The following is a 21,768-nucleotide window of genomic DNA, read 5'->3' on the forward strand; positions in this document are numbered from 1 at the left end:
CGTGGCGGCGCGGCCGGACGGAAAAGCCGGCGACGCGCTGCCGTTCAGGCCCGCGTCACCTTCGCATCGGCGGCGGGGAAGCGTCCGCGCGTGTCGACGATGCGCTTCGCCTCGCGGGCGATCATGTCGTAGTCGAAGGCATCGTGATCCGTGGCGATCACCACCACGTCCTGCGCGGCAATGGTCGCCGCGTCCGCCGTCACGGCCTCAAGCCGGGTTCCGTCGGCGAGCGCCAGCGCGGGCACGAAGGGATCGGCATAGCCGAGCCGGGCACCGCGCGCGGCGAGCCCCTCCATCACCTGAAGGCTCGGGGATTCCCGGATGTCGTCGATGTTCTTCTTGAAGGCCGCGCCCAGCACCAGCACCCGCGAGCCGTTCAGTGCCTTGCGGTCGCCGTTGAGCGCTTCCATCGTCTTCTCGACGATGTAATCGGGCATATAGCGGTTGATCTCGCCCGCCAGCTCGATGAAGCGGGTGTGGAGCCCGTATTCGCGCGCTTTCCACGTCAGATAGAACGGGTCGACGGGAATGCAGTGACCACCGACCCCCGGCCCCGGATAGAAGGCGGTGAAGCCGAAGGGCTTGGTCGCGGCCGCGCGGATCACGTCGAAGATATCGATGCCCATGCGGTCGGCCAGCGTCTTCATCTCGTTGACGAGGCCAATGTTCACCGCCCGGTGGATGTTCTCCAGGAGCTTGGTCATCTCGGCAACGCGGGTCGAGGCGACCGGCACCAGGGTGTCGACAGCTCCGCCGTAGAGCGCCTTCGCCGCCTCCAGGCAATTGGCGGTGACGCCGCTGACGACCTTGGGGATCTGGCGGATGCCGAAGCGCTCGTTGCCGGGATCCTCGCGCTCGGGCGAATAGACGACGAAAATGTCCTCACCCACCGTCAGCCCGTCGCGCGCCAGTTCGGGGAGCATGTCCTCCTCGGTGGTGCCGGGATAGGTGGTCGATTCGAGCGCGATCACCTGACCGGGGCGCAAGTGCGGCCGCACGCGCCGCGCGGCGTCGAGGATATAGCCGATATCGGGATCGTGATACTTGCCGAGCGGCGTCGGCACGCAGATCACCAATGCATCGCAGTCGGCCGAACGGGCGAAGTCCGAGGTTGCTTCGAAGGGCGCGGGAAAACGGATGTCCTCGGTCCGCGAGCCGACATAGCGGCGGTAACCGTTGTCGGCGTTGAGCGCGGCGATCTTTGCCGGGTCGACATCGAAGCCGACGACGGCATGGCCGAGCTCCGAGAAGCGATAGGCAAGCGGCAGGCCGACATAGCCGAGCCCGATGATGCCGATGACGGCGGAACGGTCGGACATACGGCCGGAAAGGCTCGCAAGCGCGGAGGAAGGCTGCATGTTCAGTGCTCTCGCATGACGCAGCGACCAGGGCCCGCGCAGGGCGTCCGTCCACCGCCAGAGATCCGTGTCGGGCGCGTGGCGGAAGCGGCCTGACGGCCCGACAGGACTGCCGCCCGCGCCCCTGTCGCGACTGCGTCTATCATGGTTTTCCGACGAAGGGGGATAGGACGCGCGCGATTTTCATGCAAGAGGACAGGACATGCGCGAGATCTTCATCGATATCGGCCGACTGGTGCGCCGCCTGAACCGCACGACGCCAACCGGCGTCGACCGGGTGGTGCTTGCCTACGAGCGCGGCCTGCGGGCGCGCTTCGGCGACAGGGTCGTTCGCGTCGACACCCTTGCCGGCCGCGTCCTGCGCTATCCGCCAGACTTCGCCGACGAGGCGATGTGCGCGACACAGGCGATCTGGGCGGGGACGGCCGCGGCGGGTGATCGGCCGACACGCGCGGCAGCCCTTGCGGCCGCGTTGCGCGGCACGCTTTCGCGGCCACGCGAAGCGCCGGGCGTCGACGGACGACCGCTGTTCTTCTGCCTCGATCACCGGGGCCTCGAGCGTGGCGGCACGGTGGAGCGGCTCGGCCGGGCGGGCGTGGCCGATCCCGTCTGCCTGCTGCATGACGTCATCCCCCTCACCCACCCGGAATATGTGGTGCCGGCGCAGATCCCGCGCCACGCCACGCGGGTGCGCACGATGGCCGCCCATGCGCGGCTGGTGATCGCCAACTCCAGCGATACGGCCGCACGCTTCGCCGAGGCGGTCGCCGACTTCGGCCTTGCCCAGCCGGAAACGATCACCGCGCCTCTCGGCATCGAGGACGACTGGGTTCCGGTCGAGCCGGCGGCGCGGAACGGCCGGCCGCGCTTCGTCGTGCTCGGCACCATCGAGGCGCGCAAGAACCATCTGCTGCTGCTGAACCTGTGGCGCAAGCTCGCCGAGCGCTACCGGGACGGCCGGCTGGGGCTGTCCGAGATGCCGGAACTCGTCATCGTCGGCAGGCGCGGCTGGGAGGCGGAGGCCGCCTTCGACATGCTCGACAGGGCGCCGGCACTGAAGGGGCACGTGCGCGAGGTCGCCGGCATGGGCGACGCGGACCTGCGCGGGCTTCTGGCCAGTGCGCGCGCCCTGCTGTTTCCCTCGTTCGCGGAAGGCTTCGGCCTGCCGCTCGCGGAGGCGCTGGCCATGGGGGTTCCCGCCGTGGTGTCCGACATACCCGCCTTTCGGGAGGTCGGCGGCACGGTGCCGGACTTCCTCGACCCCCTCGACGGTCTCGGATGGCAGCAGGCGGTGATCGACTACGCCCGCCCAGACGCGCCCCGGCGGGCGGCGCAGATCGCGCGGCTCGCACACTATCGCCCGCCTGGCTGGGAGACGCATCTCGATCTGGTCTGCGCGCGGCTCGGCCTCGACTGAGAAAGCCGCGCCGCGCGCCGGGCGTCAGATCGTCTGGTTGTAGTCGCCCACTTCCGGGTTCTCGCGCAACACGGTGTCGACCGCCTTGAACATCTCGCGCAGGCGCGCGTCCGACACCGGGCTCTCGATGACGACAACCAGTTCCGGCTTGTTGGAGGAGGCGCGTACCAGCCCCCAGGTCCCGTCTTCCATGACAACGCGCACGCCGTTGACGGTCACCAGGTCGACGATCATGCCGCCGGCGAACTCCTCGCCCTTGTCGCGCATCGCGGTGAAACGGGCGACGACCCGGTCGACCACTTCGTATTTGATCTCGTCGGCGCAATGCGGCGACATGGTCGGAGAGCCCCAGGTGCGCGGCAGCGCCCGGCGCAGGTCGGCCATGGTGCGCTCCGGATTGCGGTCGAGCATGTCGAGGATGGCGAGGGCGGAGACGAGGCCATCGTCATAGCCGCGACCGATGGGGGCGTTGAAGAAATAGTGCCCCGACTTCTCGAAGCCGGCGAGCGCGCCAAGTTCGTTGACGCGACGCTTGATGTAGGAATGGCCGGTCTTCCAGTAGTCGGCGATGACACCGTTTTCCTGAAGCACCGGATCGGTGGCGAACAGGCCCGTCGACTTGACGTCGACGACAAAGGTCGCGCCGGGATGCAGCGCGGAGAGATCGCGCGCCAGCATGACGCCAACCTTGTCGGCGAAGATCTCCTCGCCCTCATTGTCGACAACGCCGCAGCGGTCGCCGTCGCCGTCGAAGCCCAGACCGACCTCGGCGCCGGTCTCCAGCACCTTGTCGCGCAGCGCATGAAGCATCTTCATGTCTTCCGGGTTCGGATTGTAATTCGGGAAGGTGTGGTCGAGCTCGCAATCAAGCGGGATCACCTCGGCGCCGACCGCCTCGAGGATCTGCGGAGCAAAGGCGCCCGCGGTGCCGTTTCCGCACGCCGCGACGATGCGGATCGGACGCGACAGCTTCGCTCGGTCGGTGAGATCGGCGATATAGCGCTCGGGGAAGTTCTCGACAAAGCGATAGCCGCCACCGGAACCCTCACGGAAGGACGCGGTGAGCACGATCTCCTTGAGCCGGCCCATCTCGTCCGGGCCGAAGGTCAACGGGCGGTCGATGCCCATCTTGACGCCGGTCCAACCGTTGTCGTTGTGCGAGGCGGTGACCATCGCGACGGCGGGAACATCAAGCGCGAACTGGGCGAAATAGGCCATCGGAGACAGGGCCAGGCCAATGTCGTGGACCTTGACGCCGCCAGCCATGAGACCGGTGACAAGCGCCAGCTTGATCGACGCGGAATAGCTGCGGAAATCATGGCCGACGACGATCTCCGGGCGCACGCCGCGCTCGTGCATGAGCGTGGCGATGGCCATGCCCAGCGCCTGCACGCCCATGAGGTTGATTTCCTTCTCGAACAGCCAGCGCGCGTCGTACTCGCGAAAGCCCGTCGGCTTCACCAGCGGCGTCGATTCGAAGGCATAGGTATTGGGCACGAGGCCGGCGACGGGCACTGGAAACATGTGAGACCTCTTTGAATGCTGGCAAGCGATTCGAATGCGAAACGAAGACGCGGGCGCGACGGGCCCACGTCCTTCTCCTTGTTAAAACGGCCGAAACTGCGGCGGGTTCCCCCGCTTCACGCTTCAGGCGCGGCGTCCGCCTTCGCGTGATAGCGAACGATGTCGTCATCGCCGATATAGGCGCCCGACTGAATTTCGATGACACGGGTCGGCACTCGGCCCGGATTCGCCAGCCGGTGGCGCGCGCCAACCGGCGCATAGGCCGACTGGTTCTCCGTCACGAGCCGCGTTTCCCCGTCGATGCAGATCTCAAGCGTGCCGGACACCACCACCCAGTGTTCGGCCCGGTTGACGTGGCTCTGCTCGGTCAGGGCTGCTCCCGGACGGATCTCGATCTCCTGAACGAGGAACCGGGTGCCGGCGGCGATCTCCTCGCGCCAGCCCCAGGGCCGATAGGCGCGAAGATGCTCGCGCACCTCCCGCCGGCCATCGGCCTTCAAGCGGTCGACGATGGTCTTCACGTCCTGGGCATGCCCCTTGTCGGCGACCAGAATGGCGTCCTTCGTCGCAACCACCATGACATGGTCGAGGCCGACGACGGACACCAGCGCCGAATCGCTGACGACCAGGCTGTCGTGGCTCTTCAGGAACATCGCCTCGCCGAGTGCGCTGTTGCCGTTCTCCTCCTTCTCCAAGGTCTCCCAGACCGCTGACCAGGAACCAAGATCGTTCCAGCCCGGATCGACCGGCACGCAGGAGATCGCATCCGAGCGCTCCATGATGGCGAAGTCGATGGAGATATCGGGCAAGGCCGCGAAAAGCTCCGCATCGAGGCGCAGGAAGTCGAGATCGCGTACCGCGGCTGCAAGCGCGGAGCGCACCCCGGCGAGAACCTCCGGCGCATGGCGCTCGAACTGCGCGATCATGGTCCCGGCGCGAAACAGGAAGATCCCGGCGTTCCAGACGTGGTCGCCCGAGGCAAGGAACGCCTCGGCGCGCGCGCGGTCGGGCTTTTCGACAAAGGCGGCAACCTCGCGCACGGCGCTGTCGCCGGCGCGCAGGCGGATGTAGCCATAGCCGGTGTTGGGTTCGCTGGGCGTGATGCCGAAGGTGACGATGCGCCCTGCCCGGGCGGCCGGCGCGGCGAGCGTCACCGCCTCGAGAAAGGTCGACGGATCGGCCACCATGTGATCGGAAGGGGCCAGCAGGACGAGCGTGTCCGGGTCCTGCTCCGCCGCCATGAGCGCCGCCGCCGCCGCCGGTGCCGCCGTATTGCGACCGACGGGCTCGAGGACGATGGCGCCGGGCGAGATGCTCATTTCCGCCATCTGCTCGCCGACGAGAAAACGATGGTCGGCGTTGGAGATGATCAGCGGCGCGGCGAACCCCTCCCCGGAGAAACGCGAGAGCGTCTTCTGGAACAGGCTTTCGCCGCCGAAGATCGGAAGGAACTGCTTGGGGCGAAGCGAGCGGGACAGGGGCCACAGCCGCGACCCGGCACCGCCGGACAGAATACAGGGAACGATCACGCTTGGGTCTCTCGTCGCAAGGGGTCTCTGGTCGCAATTGGCCACCGCAGCACGCGGATGATGGCACGGTCCCTTTTGCCATCTCCGCGACTGATGCAACGTTAACCGCAAAGCTCTGCAACGCGAAATCGTCTGGGGACGGGCATTCACGCCCTGACGCCAGACTCGAACCACTCCGCGAAACCGGTGTCGGTGGATTCCATTTTCGCGAACATGCCCAAGCAGAGAACAGGATCCTCCCCAGCGGGGGAATACAACACCCGGTCTCTAGATTTTGCGGTGCAGCACGGCGATAGTGTCGCCCCCTGCCTCCCCAAAGACCGGTTCATCAGAATTGAATAGCCAACACCATCCGACGCCTGATCGTTCCACGCCACAGGTGGCGCGCGAGGCGATCGTCGAGCTGAAATCCATCGAGAAGACCTTCCCCTCCCGCTCCGGCCACGCCTCGGTGCAGGCGCTGCGCAACATCGACCTGACTGTGGCGCGCGGAAGCATCCTCGGGGTCATCGGACGCTCGGGCGCGGGCAAGTCGACGCTGATCCGCCTCGTCAACGGGCTGGAGCGGCCGACGAGCGGCTCTGTCATCATCGACGGCACCGACATCACGCGGCTCGACGAGGCGGCGCTGCGCCGCGAGCGCCGCTCCATCGGCATGATCTTCCAGCACTTCAACCTGTTGGCCCGGCGCACGGCGTTCCAGAACGTGGCCCTGCCCCTGGAGATCATCGGCACGAACCGCTCCGAGATCGAAAAGCGGGTGCGCCCCCTCCTCGACCTCGTCGGCCTCGCGGACAAGGCCGACCGCTATCCAGCCGAGCTTTCGGGCGGCCAGAAGCAGCGCGTCGGCATTGCCCGCGCGCTCGCCACTGATCCCAAGGTGCTGCTTTCGGACGAGGCGACCTCGGCGCTCGATCCAGAGACAACGGAACAGATCCTCGCGCTGCTGAAGCAGGTCAATCGCGACCTCGGCGTCACCATCCTGCTCATCACACACGAAATGAGCGTGATCAACGCGGTGACCGATTCCGTGGCGGTCATCGACGGCGGCGAGATCGTCGAGCACGGGGCAACCTTCGACGTCTTCACCGAGCCCCGGCACGAGACGACACGCTCCTTCGTCTCGGCGGTCACCGGCGCGGTGCTGCCCGATCATCTGCGCGAGAAACTCACCGCCAGCCGGAGCCCGGGCGCCAAGGCGCTGGTGCGCGTGGTCTTCAAGGGGCCGGGCAGCGAAGCCCCCTTCATCAGCCATCTCTCGCGCGAGCTGGGGCTCGATCTTTCCATCGTCCAGGGCAAGGTCGACCAGATCGCCGGCCAGACCTTCGGCCAGCTCGTCTTCAGCGTCGAGGGAACGGACACGGCGCTCGCCGCCCTCGACACGGGCGCACGCGCTCACGGCCTGACAACCGAGGTGCTCGGCTATGTTTCCTGATTTCCTGCCCCCGCAGATCCTGCGGCTGCTTGTCGACGCGCTTGTCCAGACACTGCACATGGTGGCGGTCTCCGGGCTGATCGGCACGCTCGTCGGCCTGCCGCTCGGCGTCTTCCTGGCGACAAGCCGCAAGGGTGAGCTTTTCGCCGCTCCGGCGCTGAACACCGGGATCGGGCTGGTGGTGAACGCCGCGCGCTCGACGCCCTTCATCATCCTGGTGGTCGCCATCGTGCCGTTCACGCGCTTTATCGCCGGCACCTCCATCGGCACCACCGCGGCCATCGTCCCGCTGACGATCGCCGCCGCGCCGTTCATCGCACGGGTGATCGAGGGCGCGGTGCGCGGCGTCGACCAGGGGCTGATCGAGGCCGCGCGCGCCATGGGCGCCTCGCCGCTGCAGATCGTGCGCAAGGTCCTGCTTCCCGAGGCTCTGCCTGCCATCACGCTGGCGCTCACGCTCACCGCCGTCAGCCTCATCGGCTATTCGGCGATGGTGGGGGCCGTCGGCGGCGGCGGCCTGGGCGATCTCGGTATCCGCTTCGGCTATCAGCGCTTCATGCCAGACGTCATGCTGGCCGTGGTGCTGGTGCTGATCCTGCTCGTTCAAGGCGTTCAGAGCCTTGGCGATTTTCTTGCCCGGCGCTTCGACAAGCGCGCCCGGCACTGACGCACTCCTCCAACCTGGAAGGCTTCATCATGTTCACCAGGACTCTCCTCGCCGGCCTCGCCGCCGTCTCGCTTCTCGCCGCCGCTCCGGCCTCCGCCAAGAGCATCAAGGTCGGTGTCACCCCCGGACCCCATGCGCAGATCATGGAAGCGGTCAAGGAACTGGCCGCGCCGAAGGGGCTCGACATCGAGATCCTCGAGTTCTCCGACTACGTGGTGCCCAACGAGGCGCTGAACTCGGACGACCTCGATGCGAACTCTTTCCAGCACAAGCCCTATCTCGACAACCAGGTGCGCGACCGCGGCTATGAGCTGACCGACGTGGCGACCACGGTCAACTTCCCCATCGGCGTCTATTCGCAGAAGTACAAGAGCGTCGAGGACATTCCCGAGGGCGGCTCCATCGCCATTCCCAACGATCCGACCAACGGCGGCCGGGTGCTGCTGCTGCTCCAGGACAAGGGCCTGCTCAAGCTGACCGAAGGCGTCGGCACCAAGGCCTCGGTCGCCGACATCGTCGAAAACCCGAAGAACCTGAAGATCATCGAGATCGACGCAGCCCAGCTTCCGCGCTCGCTGCCGGACGTCGACGCCGCCGGCATCAACACCAACTACGCCAAGGAAGCAGGCCTCGACCCGGTCAACGACCCGATCCTGCGCGAAAGCCCGAAGGGCCCCTATGTCAACGTGATCGCCGTTCGCACGGTCGACAAGAATGCCGACTGGGTGCGCACGCTCGTCGAGACCTACCAGTCCGACGAGATCCGCGCGTTCGTCGCCGAGACCTTCCAGGGCGCCGTGCTGTCGAGCTGGTAAGCATCCGTTTCACGGAAAGACGCGAAAGGGCGGCCATCGTGCCGCCCTTTCTGCGTTGCGCGCGCCGCGTCGGGGCTCAGCCGTCCGCCTGCGCGTCGTCCCGCCGGCGTGTCATGACGACGTGGACAGGCTGGAAGGCCCCCTCGATGGCGCCGGTGAGCATGACGGTTCTCACTTCGACGGGTTGCTGCGGCTCGCTGACGCGAAACGGCAGCCGCACCCGAAAGAGCCCTTCGGCGGGAAGCTCCGCCCGCCCGACGCTGGCGATGGCGCCGTCGGCCACGATGTCGATCATCAGGCTGTTGCCCGACAGGTTGTCGAACACCGCGAAGGCGATGTCTGCCTCCCAGTCTCCGGGCGCAAGGTGGAGGTAGGGCCCGAAGGTGAGGCAGCGCGCGGGCCCGACCATGTCGATGGCCCCGCCCTCGAACGGCAGATCCGGCTTTGCCGCGTTCATCAGGATGCGCACCGGCCATTCGACCCGCTCGACCGGGGCGCCGTCCAGCAGGGGCTGGTACTCCTCGCCGACGGCGGCAAGCAGGGAGCGTTCGCTGCCGGTGAGTTCCAGCGATCGAAGGTGTGCAGCCTGGGCGTGCTCGACCCTGGCAAGGATCAGCTCCTCCAGATCCATCTGGCCATCGGGCATGTAGATGCGGGCGACCTCCTCCTGGATCCGGTCATCTATCGGCAGGCCCCAGGCGGCGCCGATCTCCTCGACCAGGCCGCCAAGCGTCGAGATGCTGTCGTCGATGCGCACGAGCAGCGTTTCGGGAGCGCCTGCCACGGGGAAGAGGCAGGAGGCGGACTGGCTGGCAAAGCGGATCGCCTGCTCCATGGTCATGCTGCGCGAGACCATGTTGTAGACGACGACCCGTTCGAACGTCTGGGAGAGCTGAAGCGTGGGAACGTGTCCGGAGACAATCGCGCGCACCACGCGCCAGTCCGGCACATCGAAGAACAGGATGGCGGACGTATCCCCCCTCTCCTTCAGCGCCTGCACCATGTCGGCGGCGGAGTTGCCCGAGACGAAGCGGAACTCCTCGCCCTGCAGGCGCAGGATGTCGAGTGCGACGCGCGAGACGAAGATCGTATTGGGGGACGGCGGACCGCAAAGCGCGAGAAACATCTCAGACCTGCCTGCCCTGCCTGGCGGTGCGGTTCATTGCGGTCCTTCCTGCCGGCGCCGTCACAACGACGAATAGATGTCGAGGGCGAGATCGATGTCGTTGAAAACGCGGCCACGTCCGTTCTTCAGCACCAGGGCCCTGTCGCAGAACGAGCGGATGATGCCGATGTCATGGCTGACCAGGATCATCGCGGAATTGGCGCGCTGCACGAACAGCGCGTCATGGCACTTGCGGTGGAAGCGCTGATCGCCGACGGCAATGACCTCGTCGATCAGGAAACACTCGAAATCAATGGCGAGGGTCAGCGCGAAGGCCAGTCGCGCGCGCATGCCGGAGGAATACATGCGGATCGGCAGCAGGAGATTTCGCCCCAGCTCGGCGAAATCGTCGACCATCTCGATGGTCTCCTGGATCGGCCGGTCATAGAGGCGGGCGATGAAGCGGATGTTGTCGTAGCCGGTCATATTGGCCTCGAAGCCGCCACCGAAGGCGATCGGCCACGACATGGAAAGCCCGCGCGAGATCGTGCCGGCGGTCGGCTGCTCGACACCACCGATGAGCTTGACGAGCGTCGACTTGCCCGCGCCATTGCGGCCGAGGACGGCGATCTTCTCGCCCGCGCCGACGCGAAAGCCGATCCCGTCGAGCACGCGCTTGGTTCCGGCCTGGGTGTGGTAACACTTGACGATATTCTCGAGCACGATGGCGCGCTCAGGCGCGCGCGCATCCGCGGCGCGGCCGGGCGCGCGGGTCACGTCGGCGATCCGCTCGCCCTCGATCTCGGGCGTGTCCTGCGCCGCGGGACGGGTCGTGCGGCGCTTGGCGAGCGGAAAGCCGCGGCCACGGCGCGCTAGAGCCGACCACATCAGTTCTGCTCCGTCAGCAGGTCCGCCATGGAGCGGACAATCCAGTAGAGCAGGAGGCAGATGCCGAGCGTCGCCAGGATGTTGAGCAGGCGGCGCGGAAACGCCGGGCGATCCGGGTGGCTGGGCTCGACGACCCGCTCCAGGTAGAGCCGGCCGGACCTCGCCTCCTGCACCGCCGCCTCCATGGTTCCAACCGCACCGGCGAGCTGCTTTTCGGCAAGCTCGCGCTCCAGCACAAGCCGTTCGTAATCGGAGATCTTGCGCGCCAGAGAGGCGTTACCGCTGCCGGCGACGCGCTCACGGATGCCACGGATGCTCTCCTCCAGCGCATCGCGCTTGATACGAAGCTGCGGGATCATCGGGTTGTCCGGCGTCGAGGCGATGGTCTCCGCAAGCTTTGCATCGATCTTGCTGGTCTCAAGCAGCAGCTGCTTGATCAGCTCGGAAGCGGCCTTCACCTCGACGCTCGGGTCGATCATGCTTTCATCGTTGCGAAACTGGGTGATGCGGTCGCGGATGCCGGACAGGCGCGCCAGCGCGTCATCGACCATCTTGCGGCCAAGATCGATGGCGTCGTTGCGGGCGCGGTCGTTCAGCCGGTTGACCAGAGCCTCGGCCGCGACGAGAAGCTTCTCGGCGATCCGCCGCGCCGCCTCGGGCGAGAAGGACTGCACGTCGAGCACGCTGACGCCGGTCGAGCGCTGGAACTCGACGTGCAGATACTTCTGGAAGTGATCGTAGAGATCCTCGCGCGTGTCACCGGCCCACATCCCGGGGAAACGGGAAAACATGTCGACATTGTCAGCGGCAAAGATGGCGGAGAGCATGCCGTCGCGGTCGAGCTCGTCGACCGCGTCGCGCGAACGCATGAACTCGGCAACCGCGAAGCTCTCGTCGTCGACCCTCGACACCGTCTGGGATTGCAGCATGCCGAGCAGGGAGCTGTCGGGCTGTGTCTGGCGTACGATGTAGGAGGCGGTCGACAGGTAGCGGTCGCTGGCGATCAGGCCGTTGTACAGGAGCGAGACCGACACCGGCAGCGCCACCAGGAAAAGAAAGAGCCAGGCGCGCCACGAAAGACGCCCGCCGACCGTCGCCTTGTCCGGGCTGGTGGGGCCGGCGAAACGGCGCACGATATCGACATGCGCGGTCCCGTCGACGGGCACAAGCTCCAGCTTGCGCTCCCTCGTGACTTCCTGCGTGTCGTCGCGTTGTTTCGTTTCGCTCATCTCGCTCCGAATCCATCCGATTGGCGGGCACGGTGACCTGTCCGCCCGCCGATGCCGCGAGCCAGGCGCGCCATCCTACTGCACCTCGATATGGTTCTGCGCCTTGCGGATCATGGCAAGGCCGACAGCATTGACGACCACCGCCCAGACCGCGAGGTAGGACGCATCCCAGGTGGTGGGAACAGTCGCGCCGAAATAGCCGCCGCGGAACATCTCGCTGGCGTGCACCAGCGGCGACCAAAGCACCACTTTCTGCGCCGTGCTGGGCAACCAGGCGACCATGTAGAAGGAGCCGGTCAGCGGCAGCAACAGATACATGACCGGCTGCACGAAGCGCTCGAGCGTCTCCGACATCTCCGTCAGGCTGGCGATGATGAGGCCGACGCCGAAGGTGAAGGCGCACATCAGGAACCAGGCGGTCAGCATGATCAGGTAGTCGTGCACCGGGGCAATCACCTCGAGCAGGGCGAGCGGGATGTAGGCGACGAAGAACGCGATCAGCGTGCCGACAAGCTCCAACAGCCCGCGGGCGACCAGCATGTCGAAGGGGCGGATGCGGCGGTGAAAGAACAGCCCCGAGTTGTGGCGGAAGCAGTGCACGAAGCGCGAGACCATGTGCCGCCAGACCGTGAGCATGGAGTAGCCCGTCAGCACCAGCGGCAGGATCGGAACGCCATGGTTCTCCCGCCCGTAGATGAACGACCAGACGATCATCACCCCGACCGTCAGGATCAGCGGCTCGCCGACCAGCCAGAGAAAACCGATGTTGTTGTGCCCGAAGCGCACCATCAGCTCGCGGATCAGCAGCGCGTTCAGCGTCTTGAAGCGTCGCTTGAGGATCATCGAGGTATCGGTGGCGGCGATCTCGTCCGTCATGGCGCCCTCAATGGATGTTGAGGTGATCGCGCCCGCCGGAAACCAGCAGGTAGATCATCACGAACGCGGCGAAAGAAATGATCATCACCGTGAAAATGCGGCGCAGGCGCTTGGGCTCGGTCGATTTGTCCGGTTGGTGCGGGCTGACGACGGCCTCGATGTAGATACGCTTGCGCTGCGTTTCCTGCCGGGCGTTGTCGATGGTGCGCATGGCGCTCTCGAACGCCTTGTCGGCAAGCACGCGCTTCAGCACAAGCCCCTCGTAGTCGGAGATCTTGCTGGCGATGGAAGCGTCCGAGCCGGCGATCTGGCCCTGCTCTTCCGCGATCTGGTCCCGTAGGGAGGTGATCTTGGTGACCAGCGGGGGGATGCGCGGATTGTTCGGTGAGGAGGTGCGGAGCTGACGCAGCAGAACCTCGTCCTCGACCATCTCCGAGGTGAGCGCGGCGATCAGCTCCGTGCGCTTGCTGACATTCTCCTCCGGATCGACCATCAGCACCCGGTTGCGGTAGGCGGTGATCGCCGTCTGGCTTTCGATCACGCGCGTTTCCGCCTCGCTGAGGAGTTCGCCGGCGGCATCGAGCGCATCGCGCCGGGCGCGGTCGTTCATCTGGTTGACCCTGGCCTCGCTGAGGCTGAGCAGCGCGCGGGCGATGGCCACCGCGTCCTGCGGCCGGTAGGCCGAGACGCGCAGGGTGGTGATGCCGGTCTGGATGTCCTCTTCCACCACGATCTGATCGGAGAAATAGCGGAAGAAGCCCTCCGATGTATCGCCGAACAGAGTGGAGTAGCCGGTGATGAAATCCGCTTCGGGTCGGGTGTAGACCGCCCTGAGGTCCACCTGCTTCATCAGCTCGTCCATCGCGTCACGCGAGCGGATGTAGCTGTGGATCGCATAGGCGTCGTCATTGGCGCGCGCCAGGCCGAAGCTGCGCAGCAGCACGGAGAGACCGCCGATCTGCTGGCTGTTGACGCCGCGCACGATGAACTTGGTCTCCGACACGTAGCGGTCGGCGGCGATCAGCCCGTAGAAGAGAAGCGCCCAGGTGACCGGGACAACGAAGATGCCCGTGACGAGAAGCAGAGCGTAGTGGCGCGACACGAAATCCCAGGCACGCCGGAAAAGCCCGCGCGCACCGCCTTGCCCGGCCGCCGCGAGCAGCAGGTGCCTGTCCGGTTCGACGTTCACGACCGTCTCCGTTTGCCCGCGTCCGCGCGGGTCAGGCGTTCGCGACCCGTGCCAATGATGCCGGTCATCACGTTGCGTTCTCGCCTCCTACGCGGCTTCTATGGTCAAAGTATGTCTGATTCCCGCTCCAGAAACGCATAATAAGCCGCGACGCCCTCCGTCAGGCCGGTCGGCGGCCGGTCGAAGCCCGCGGCACGCAGCTTGTCCATGCGCGCTTCCGTGAAATACTGGTAGCGCCCCTTGAGCTGCTCCGGCATGTCGATGAAGGTGATGTCGGTCGCCCGCCCCAGTGCCGCGAACATCGCCTCGCCCACATCGACCCAGCGCCGCGCCGTGCCGGTGCCGACATTGTAGATGTCGCCGGGGAAGGAATTGTCGAGCATCCACAGCACCACGGCGACGCAATCGTCCACATGGACGAAGTCGCGCATCTGCCCGCCGTCCACATAGTCGGACCGGTCGGAGCGGAAGAGCCGCAGCGGCTCGCCGGCGCACAGCTTTTCCCAGTTGGACCGCATCACGGAGCGCATCGAGCCCTTGTGGTCCTCGCGCGGGCCATAGACGTTGAAGAACCTGAGGCCCGCCCATTTCGACGGGGCCGGTTCGCCACGACCGACGGCGGCCATCACCTGCCGGTCGAACAGGAGCTTGCTCCAGCCATAGGGGTTGAGCGGACGAAGCGCCGACAGATAGGCATCGTCGGAACGGTCGTCGAAACCGCGCGCGCCGTCACCATATGTGGCGGCCGAGGAGGCATAGACGAAGGGGATCGCCCGCGCCGCGCAAAAGCTCCAGAGCCGCTTCGAAAGCTGCAGGTTGCTCGCCACGATCAGATCGACGTCGCGCTCCGTCGTGGCGCTGATCGCGCCCATGTGCACGATGGCGCTGAGCGCATCGCCGTTGGCGGCGAGCCAGCCGTCAAGCGCCTCGGGGAAAACGAACTCCTCGGCCAGAAGCGTGCGGACGTTCTTCCACTTGTCGCCATCGCCAAAGGTATCGCAAACCACGACACGCTCGCCGCGCGCGGCCAGCGCCAGCGCGATGTTGGAGCCGATAAATCCGGCGCCGCCGGTCACTAGGATCACGTCGTTCGCTCCATGTCGTGTGTGTTTCGATGCCGTGTGCGTTTCGATACCGCGTGTCGTTCGATCCGCAGCGCTCATTCCGCGCTGGAGGCCGGTTCCGCAGTGGCCGCGCCGGCCGCGGACAGGACGGGCGGGGCAACGGATGCCACCACGTCCGCTGAGCCCTGCGCCGATCTGATACGCTCCACCGCCCGGGTTGTCGAGAGACCGGGGACGAGTTCGATGAGCGCCACGCGCCCGCCGGCGGCCTTGACCACATCGCCACCGACCACGTCTTCCTCGCGGTAGTCCGCGCCCTTCACGAGGACGTCGGGCAGCAGCGCGGAGATGAGCTCCAGCGGCGTGTCCTCCTCGAAGGGAACCACCAGATCGACGGACTGCATCGCCGCCAGAACCTCGGCGCGCGAGACGAGCGGCTGCACCGGGCGGCCGCTGCCCTTCAACCGCGAGACGGAGGCGTCACTGTTCAGCCCGACCACCAGCCGGTCGCATTGCTCCGCCGATTTCGCCAGCATCGCCACATGGCCGGCGTGGACAATGTCGAAGCAGCCGTTGGTGAAGCCGACGGAGAGGCCCTCGCGCTTCCAGCCCTCGACAATCTCGGCGGCGTCCTCCAGCGAGGCGACGGCATGGGCAAGCGGGCGGTTGATGCGGTTGAGCTCACGCGACAGCTCGCTCGGCGTCAGCGCCGCCGTGCCGGCGCGGCGCACGACGGCGCCTGCCCCGGCATTGGCGAGAAACGTCGCCTGCTCCATCGAATGGCTTGCGCCGAGCGCGGCGCAGAAGACCGCCAGCGCGGTATCGCCGGCGCCCGAAACGTCGAAGATCTCGCGGGCGCTGGCGGGCGAATGCAGCGGCTCGCGGCCAGCGCGAAACAGCGCCATGCCCTCGTCGGACAGGGTTACGAGCAGGTCCGCGCCGGTCTGGTCGATCACCCGCGCGGCCGCCTCGGCGCATCCTTCGAGGTCGGCGCAGGCATGGCCCGTCGCGTCGCGGAGCTCGGCGCGGTTCGGCTTGATCAGCGTCGCGCCGCGATAGGCGGAGAAATCGCGCCGCTTGGGGTCGACGATCACCGGAATGTCGCGTGCCCGCGCTGCCGCGATCACCTCGGCCAGAACCCGGTCGGTCAGCAGCCCCTTGGCATAGTCGGAGATGGCGAGCACGTCGCAATCGGCCATCGCCGCCGATGCCGCGGCGATGACGCGGTCCTCGACCTCGGCGGGAGCATGACGCACGACCTCCTCGTCGCAGCGCATGATCTGCTGGCCATTGCTGACGTAGCGGGTCTTGACCGTGGTGCAGATATCGGGACGGGTGATCAGGCCGTTGCGGGCCCTGGGATGCGCGGCGACAAGCTCCGCGCAGTGGGCGCCGGCCGGATCCGCGCCGACAAGGCCGATCAGCACCGCCTCGGCGCCGATGGAGACCGCGTTGGCCATGACGTTGGCGGCGCCGCCAAGCATGGTGGACGCCCTGTCGACATGCAGCACGGGCACGGGCGCCTCGGGAGAAATCCGCGAGACCTTGCCGTAGACAAAGCGGTCGAGCATGACGTCGCCGACAACGAGGATCCGGGTCCCGTCGAACGACTTGTTGAAGAACTTGCGAGCGAACATGCGTGTCTCCGGTCCGTCCCCGTTTCCGATCTCCTCGATCGGCACCGCCCTGCTCGGGCTGGGCCCGCCGTCGCCTGCAGACGGGCGCCGCCCACCATGTCGAGGGAGGCGTTCAGGCATGTCCGCACCTTCTCACAAAACAATCCCCAGCCGAGATCCGGCAACACCGGTTGCACAGCCGAAGCATGCGCGAGCGCGCCCGAATCGAACGCAAACATATGTACATCGGGAATATGGCAGATTCCGCACTGCGGAAAAACGCGCACAATTTACAGGGTTGAGCTTGCCGCGTGACAATTTCCCCAGGCAACCTTGATCAACAAGACGCCGGAAAGGTTTGCACGGCCCAAAGCGACTTTCATTCAATACCTATTGGCATCAAACGCCCGGCCGCATATTGCCTCAACGCCTTTCGATCACAACGCCGTCCAGTCTCAAGCTCTTCAAGCTGGCGGTTTTCCTCAGAACAACCTCAAACTGCCCGACCCTCTCGGCGACATCGAACCGGATCGGTTGGTTCCACCGCGAAACCTCCGACGTGAAAAGCACTTTCGCACCGGCATCGGCGGTCAGGGCCAAATGTGCGTCCCCATCGCCTTCGCCTTCAAACCGCAGAGTATACGCGCCGGCAGGCAGAGATATATACGGGCCATAGAATAACGCTTGCTCCTCTACGCCTCCACTACGCGCACCGTCGTAGAGCAGCTCTCCGCCGCGCTGGACAAGACGATGCTCACCAGACTCAAACACGGGGTGATAAACGAACCCGTGCGGGCGGATACTAAAGGAATCAAGGGCGCGCGAGGCGTCTTCGTCGGGCGTCCGCGTCGCCAGAATATAGATATTTCCCGTCGGGATCTCTCCCTCGGGAACGACACGAAGCGCCCCATGTCCATCCAAGGCGCAGACGCCGAAACCAAGTTCACGCAGATAGCCGATGACGCTCCGCCCGTACTCCGTCACCTCGTCAGTGAACGTGTAATATTCCAGCAGAAGGCGAATGTTCGGCGAGCGCCGCAGCGTCTTTTCCATCCCCTTCAAGACGCCAAGCTCGTGCCCCTCGACATCGATCTTTACGAAATCGGGCTGCACGTCCGAGGGAAGATAGTCGTCAAGAGCCACAGACTTCACCCGCACGATTTTTTGGGTGTCCTCGATGTCTCGGCCATCCCGAATATGGCCGCTACCTAGATGAGTTGGATCATAGGCAAATTCCAGCTCGCCAGAGCATTCAGCGACTGCCAGATTTTCCCATCTGTACTGAGACAACCAGAACAGGCGATTTGCAATGGCTGATTGCCTAAGATACGCAAAGGTATGAGGATTTGCTTCAAAAGAATAAACCAACCCTTTTGCACCGATTATCTCGCTGGCAACAATGGAATAAAGCCCGAAATTTGATCCGATATCGAGAAACACACCACCCGGAGACAAAAACCGCTTAAGAACCGAAAGCTCGGCCGGCTCAACAGGATACCCTTGAATATATGCCAAGGATTCCCAAGAGCGGGTATCTACGCATATATAGCTATCCGTACCATGAAGCTTTGCCATCCCAATAGAACGACCAAGGTAATAGTATTCATTTGACATCGCGAACCCATATATTCGAGAGCCATCACTTGTTCGCGACAATTTGGAAGCGGTGCCTATAGGCTGATCAGCACCCCCTCGCAGCTTTCACGAGAAAGTATGGGGAGCCCTCGAAGCGAACGCGCCTATCTATACACCCCATACACCACAACTGTGCCAGTCTCCGAATGGCAAAAGCAGGGCTATATCGAGAAACTTATCTACGGCCTTAAATCCATCATTTAGGACCATTTCACGACTCACTATGAGGCAGGTTTCATATATGCGACGGTGGTCCATATCTCATAGGTTGAAAAAAAGTTAGGGTATCCTGCACCTGGTGAATACTTCGAACGCACGAAACGATCATAGCTCTCGAAGTCAGGAAGGAAACCAGCCTTGGCAAACTTCTCTGCCCAGTACATCGTTGGCTTGACATTCACATGCGTGGGGTCGCCATCATGAATATCGAGTGCGTCGAACCGCTTGAGCGCCGCGAGATTATGGAACGTCCGCCCACCTGGAACAAGAACCCGAAAGAACTCGGCTAAAATTGAATCTATGAGTTCATCCGGGATATGCTCGAGCACTTGACCCGAATTAATGAGCGTCAGATCCTCATCTTGCAAAGGGATATGCTCTATAGAGCCGGCCATCAGCTCAGCAGACGAAAATCCGAAGTGAGATTTCCCCATCTCGATCATCGCACTCGACATATCGATGCCGAGTACTTTTTTGAACAACCCGGACTTGCGAAACCCTTGAAGCTGCGCGCCGCAAGCGCACCCAGCATCCAGAACAGCCGGTGAGACAAAGTCCGTCTGCAAGGTCGCCTCAGCAACCATCAATGCATAGGCTTCATGCCACTCGCCGTAGGCTAGATAGTCAAGGCCAGCCTCAACGTGCTCATCGTAATAGGCCTGACTGTACTGTTTATCCCTCAGGATCCCGCGCTCGTCAGCCACCGGCCACCTCCCCCATCCGACACAAAAGCCTCACCTAGTAACAATCAAACCAAAGCAAGTCGCTGGAAATCCGTCCACCGAAACCTTGATATGATTGCTACCGACATTCCAATACTCAGCCATTAGGCCCTTCATGTCGTGTGGGAACGGTGGCAGGTCGATAAACTTATCGAGAGGCTTGTCACCAATATCAAAGTTGAGCGGCGCGACGTTAAACCCCTTCCCTTGAAGGCGCTCCGCGATCTCCTGAAAATGGCGCCGCTGGAAAAGAACCGTCCCCCAGTTATCAATCGTCGCATCATCACGCGAAAAATTGAACTCAGTCGTATGCACAGCCACACCACCGGGCTTTAGCGTATCAATAGAGGCTTCGATAAAATCGAGGCCCTTCTTGATACTACCAAGATGCTCAAGCGCACATATCGACCAGCAGAAATCAAAACCACGAAGATCGGAAGGAATGTCGTTCATATCAACGTAGCGAAGCGACACATTGCGATCAAAGGTAGCCCGATCCACCAGTTCAGATTTGAAGGCAACATCAAGCGCCTTGGTGTGCTGATTGGTATTCGCCCAGCCCGAGGTTTCCTGCGCATCCGGATGAAGGTCCGTAACGACCACTTCCGCACCATAGCTGGCCATCAAAGATGGAAGTGGCTCAGTACCGCACCCGAACCCCAGACCTCGAGCACCAGGTCGCAGGACACCAGCTTGATGGAATGCCTGCATTGCATAACAGAGCTCCCAGATCTTCCTATGAAAGACCAAAGGAATCTTAAGTCGCTCACACCAATAAGCGACCCAGTCAGACTCAAGATCGCTCTGTGTACTCGCCTTTGACATCAACTCAACGGCTTGAGCCTGCAAACCTGTCCGGACCGGAAGATCGTCCGCCAACTTGCGCGCCAACTCATAACCGAAGAATTTTATATTGAGAGCAATATTGTCAATATTCCGAATAGCCTCGCTAAGAGCGTTGATATTCGGCTGATCATGCTCGTTCACGAGTGAACGAAGAAGGGAAATTTTTCGGCTCAGATCGCTAAGATCCTGCTCATCTTTATCCGGCACGAGTGCTCTCCTGCGCAAGGCAAGTTTGACCTGTGCCGTCGTCGCACATCCCAAGACATGACGTCAAGCCAAAGCGCTCGCATTATACGAATGTCAACAGTCATTTAAATATATAAAAATCAGATATTGTAAAATTCAAACAATCTCTTCGTTATTCGAATAAAATCGCCATGCAACGCCATCAGAATACACCGGAAAAACAGAAAGATATTCATCGCGCATGAATGCATGAGAACCAACACCAGAGATCGTAGCGTCAGGCAGATCGGGCTTTTCATAGACAGCAGTTCGGATTGCCCCCGTGACGTGCATCTTCACAGTAGGTGTGTACGTTCCAATTCCAATATGTCCGTCAGATGAGAGAATCAGGCGGGCCTGCCCATTCCCATAGAGCACAAAAGGCTTCTCGTCGGTGGTGTCGATGAAGACCTGGGTCGTGGACACGCCGAACTGGGCGATTTCGTTGCCGGTGCGCAGTTGCAGGCGGCAGTCGCCGTCGCCGTTTGTGTCGGAGACCTCCAGCTCCGCGCCGGGTTCCGTGGTGCCGATGCCGACGTTTCCCGAGGCGCGGGCGACGGTCAGCGCCGGTGCCAGGCCGCCTCCGTCGCGGGCAACCCTGAGAGACAGGTTGTCGTCGCCGCAAAGGCCGATCTCGGCGCGCGCCGCATAGTCGGTCTGGAAAAGCAGCGCCGCCGTGTCGCCGGCCGCTCCCTTGCTCACCGTCAGCCGGTGCGAGCCCGTCTCGCCGACAAAGAGGCTGGCGGGCGCGCGCACGGCGAGACGATTGACCGGATCGGCCTTGGCGTTGATGCCGAGGCGGGCGAGGTCGTCACGCCCGGCATCGGGCAGCTCGGCAAGGTCACGCCAGCCGGCAGCCCCGCGCAGCATCAGCACGCCACGGGCGCGGTCGAGGGCGCACCACCCCTCGGCGGGCGCAAGGAAAAGCCAGGCCCCGTCGCGCCTGAGAGCGATCTCGCCCTCATGTCCCGCCCAGGCGCCGGTCGCCGGCGCGGCGACCAGATAGCGCGCCGCCTCGCCCGCCTCCTCGGGAGCGGTGGCCAGATCCGACCGCTCCAGCGCCAGGAACAACAGCGCGTCGAGCGCCATCAGCGCCTCGTTGTGGGTGACATGCTTTTGCGCCTGCGCGGCCTGGATGAGGGGGAGAGCGAGCAGCGGCGTTGCGGTTGCGGGATCGATGGACATGCGGTGGTCCTCTCTGTGCGAGGGGGAACGGGAGACACGGGCGGCGGACGGCCGGCGACGTGCGGTGCGGGCAAGTTTGGCCAACGGCGGTGCAATGCCCGGCGCAAACGAGTCTAGCATCGGGCCCGACAGCGGGGATTTCGCAGGCACCGGATGTGCTTTTGGGTTGCCTGCGAGGGCTCCCATCGGATAACCGGAAGGAAGCGCGCGGCGGCGGCGCCGAT

18 protein-coding genes are annotated in these 21,768 nt (G+C 64.2%); 4 read left to right on the forward strand and 14 right to left on the reverse strand.

What is annotated here, in order from left to right:
* Window positions 1–44 precede the first annotated feature (44 nt).
* Complete coding sequence (locus ACSLUQ_RS08855) at window positions 45–1,358, reverse strand: nucleotide sugar dehydrogenase (protein WP_461808285.1); 1,314 nt, start codon at window positions 1,356–1,358, stop codon at window positions 45–47.
* A gap of 202 nt (window positions 1,359–1,560) precedes the next feature.
* Between ACSLUQ_RS08855 and ACSLUQ_RS08860 the strand changes: the two genes are divergently transcribed.
* Window positions 1,561–2,775 carry a glycosyltransferase family 4 protein gene (locus tag ACSLUQ_RS08860; protein ID WP_461808286.1) on the forward strand — a complete coding sequence of 405 codons (1,215 nt, stop codon included), beginning with the start codon at window positions 1,561–1,563 and terminating at the stop codon, window positions 2,773–2,775.
* 24 nt (window positions 2,776–2,799) lie between these two features.
* Here the strand turns inward: ACSLUQ_RS08860 and ACSLUQ_RS08865 are convergent, their stop codons facing one another.
* Both ACSLUQ_RS08865 and ACSLUQ_RS08870 read right to left on the reverse strand, forming a co-directional pair.
* Window positions 2,800–4,299, reverse strand: a complete 1,500-nt coding sequence (locus ACSLUQ_RS08865) for a phosphomannomutase/phosphoglucomutase (protein ID WP_417772620.1) — start codon at window positions 4,297–4,299, stop codon at window positions 2,800–2,802.
* A 116-nt stretch (window positions 4,300–4,415) separates the two neighbouring features.
* Window positions 4,416–5,828: a mannose-1-phosphate guanylyltransferase/mannose-6-phosphate isomerase gene (locus tag ACSLUQ_RS08870; RefSeq protein WP_461808287.1), complete on the reverse strand. Its 1,413-nt coding sequence runs from the start codon at window positions 5,826–5,828 to the stop codon at window positions 4,416–4,418.
* 379 nt (window positions 5,829–6,207) lie between these two features.
* Between ACSLUQ_RS08870 and ACSLUQ_RS08875 the strand changes: the two genes are divergently transcribed.
* Genes ACSLUQ_RS08875 through ACSLUQ_RS08885 form a run of 3 tightly spaced genes read left to right on the forward strand, consistent with a single transcriptional unit; the run spans window position 6,208 to window position 8,745 of the window.
* Window positions 6,208–7,263 carry a methionine ABC transporter ATP-binding protein gene (locus ACSLUQ_RS08875; protein WP_461808486.1) on the forward strand — a complete coding sequence of 352 codons (1,056 nt, stop codon included), beginning with the start codon at window positions 6,208–6,210 and terminating at the stop codon, window positions 7,261–7,263.
* Entirely contained in the window at window positions 7,253–7,930 is a 678-nt protein-coding gene (locus ACSLUQ_RS08880; RefSeq protein WP_417772618.1) for a methionine ABC transporter permease, read from the forward strand. Before ACSLUQ_RS08875 ends, ACSLUQ_RS08880 begins: the two co-directional genes overlap by 11 nt.
* Window positions 7,931–7,959: 29 nt before the next feature.
* Window positions 7,960–8,745 carry a MetQ/NlpA family ABC transporter substrate-binding protein gene (locus tag ACSLUQ_RS08885; RefSeq protein ID WP_461808288.1) on the forward strand — a complete coding sequence of 262 codons (786 nt, stop codon included), beginning with the start codon at window positions 7,960–7,962 and terminating at the stop codon, window positions 8,743–8,745.
* A gap of 76 nt (window positions 8,746–8,821) precedes the next feature.
* Here the strand turns inward: ACSLUQ_RS08885 and ACSLUQ_RS08890 are convergent, their stop codons facing one another.
* From ACSLUQ_RS08890 to ACSLUQ_RS08940, 11 genes are all read right to left on the reverse strand, one after another.
* Window positions 8,822–9,871 carry a hypothetical protein gene (locus ACSLUQ_RS08890; RefSeq protein WP_461808289.1) on the reverse strand — a complete coding sequence of 350 codons (1,050 nt, stop codon included), beginning with the start codon at window positions 9,869–9,871 and terminating at the stop codon, window positions 8,822–8,824.
* Between the two features lie 60 nt (window positions 9,872–9,931).
* Window positions 9,932–10,738: an ABC transporter ATP-binding protein gene (locus ACSLUQ_RS08895; protein WP_417772615.1), complete on the reverse strand. Its 807-nt coding sequence runs from the start codon at window positions 10,736–10,738 to the stop codon at window positions 9,932–9,934.
* Window positions 10,738–11,967 (reverse strand): hypothetical protein, encoded by a 1,230-nt coding sequence (locus ACSLUQ_RS08900; protein ID WP_461808290.1) that lies wholly within the window; start codon window positions 11,965–11,967, stop codon window positions 10,738–10,740. The genes ACSLUQ_RS08895 and ACSLUQ_RS08900 overlap by 1 nt, the downstream gene beginning before the upstream one ends.
* Window positions 11,968–12,042: 75 nt before the next feature.
* A complete protein-coding gene (locus ACSLUQ_RS08905; RefSeq protein WP_417772613.1) occupies window positions 12,043–12,843 on the reverse strand; it encodes an ABC transporter permease in 801 nt (266 codons plus the stop codon).
* 7 nt (window positions 12,844–12,850) lie between these two features.
* On the reverse strand, window positions 12,851–14,032 hold the full coding sequence (locus ACSLUQ_RS08910; protein WP_417281049.1) for a hypothetical protein: 1,182 nt from the start codon (window positions 14,030–14,032) through the stop codon (window positions 12,851–12,853).
* 104 nt (window positions 14,033–14,136) lie between these two features.
* A complete protein-coding gene (rfaD, locus tag ACSLUQ_RS08915; protein WP_461808291.1) occupies window positions 14,137–15,117 on the reverse strand; it encodes an ADP-glyceromanno-heptose 6-epimerase in 981 nt (326 codons plus the stop codon).
* A gap of 74 nt (window positions 15,118–15,191) precedes the next feature.
* A complete protein-coding gene (rfaE1, locus tag ACSLUQ_RS08920; protein WP_461808292.1) occupies window positions 15,192–16,733 on the reverse strand; it encodes a D-glycero-beta-D-manno-heptose-7-phosphate kinase in 1,542 nt (513 codons plus the stop codon).
* Window positions 16,734–17,135: 402 nt separating this feature from the next.
* Window positions 17,136–18,287: an FkbM family methyltransferase gene (locus ACSLUQ_RS08925; RefSeq protein WP_461808293.1), complete on the reverse strand. Its 1,152-nt coding sequence runs from the start codon at window positions 18,285–18,287 to the stop codon at window positions 17,136–17,138.
* 281 nt (window positions 18,288–18,568) lie between these two features.
* Window positions 18,569–19,270 (reverse strand): class I SAM-dependent methyltransferase, encoded by a 702-nt coding sequence (locus ACSLUQ_RS08930; protein ID WP_461808294.1) that lies wholly within the window; start codon window positions 19,268–19,270, stop codon window positions 18,569–18,571.
* A 30-nt stretch (window positions 19,271–19,300) separates the two neighbouring features.
* Window positions 19,301–20,341: an SAM-dependent methyltransferase gene (locus tag ACSLUQ_RS08935; protein ID WP_461808295.1), complete on the reverse strand. Its 1,041-nt coding sequence runs from the start codon at window positions 20,339–20,341 to the stop codon at window positions 19,301–19,303.
* A gap of 135 nt (window positions 20,342–20,476) precedes the next feature.
* Window positions 20,477–21,544, reverse strand: a complete 1,068-nt coding sequence (locus ACSLUQ_RS08940; protein WP_461808296.1) for a DUF2793 domain-containing protein — start codon at window positions 21,542–21,544, stop codon at window positions 20,477–20,479.
* Window positions 21,545–21,768: the final 224 nt, after the last annotated feature.

It is taken from the genome of Stappia sp. ICDLI1TA098, assembly GCF_054880955.1.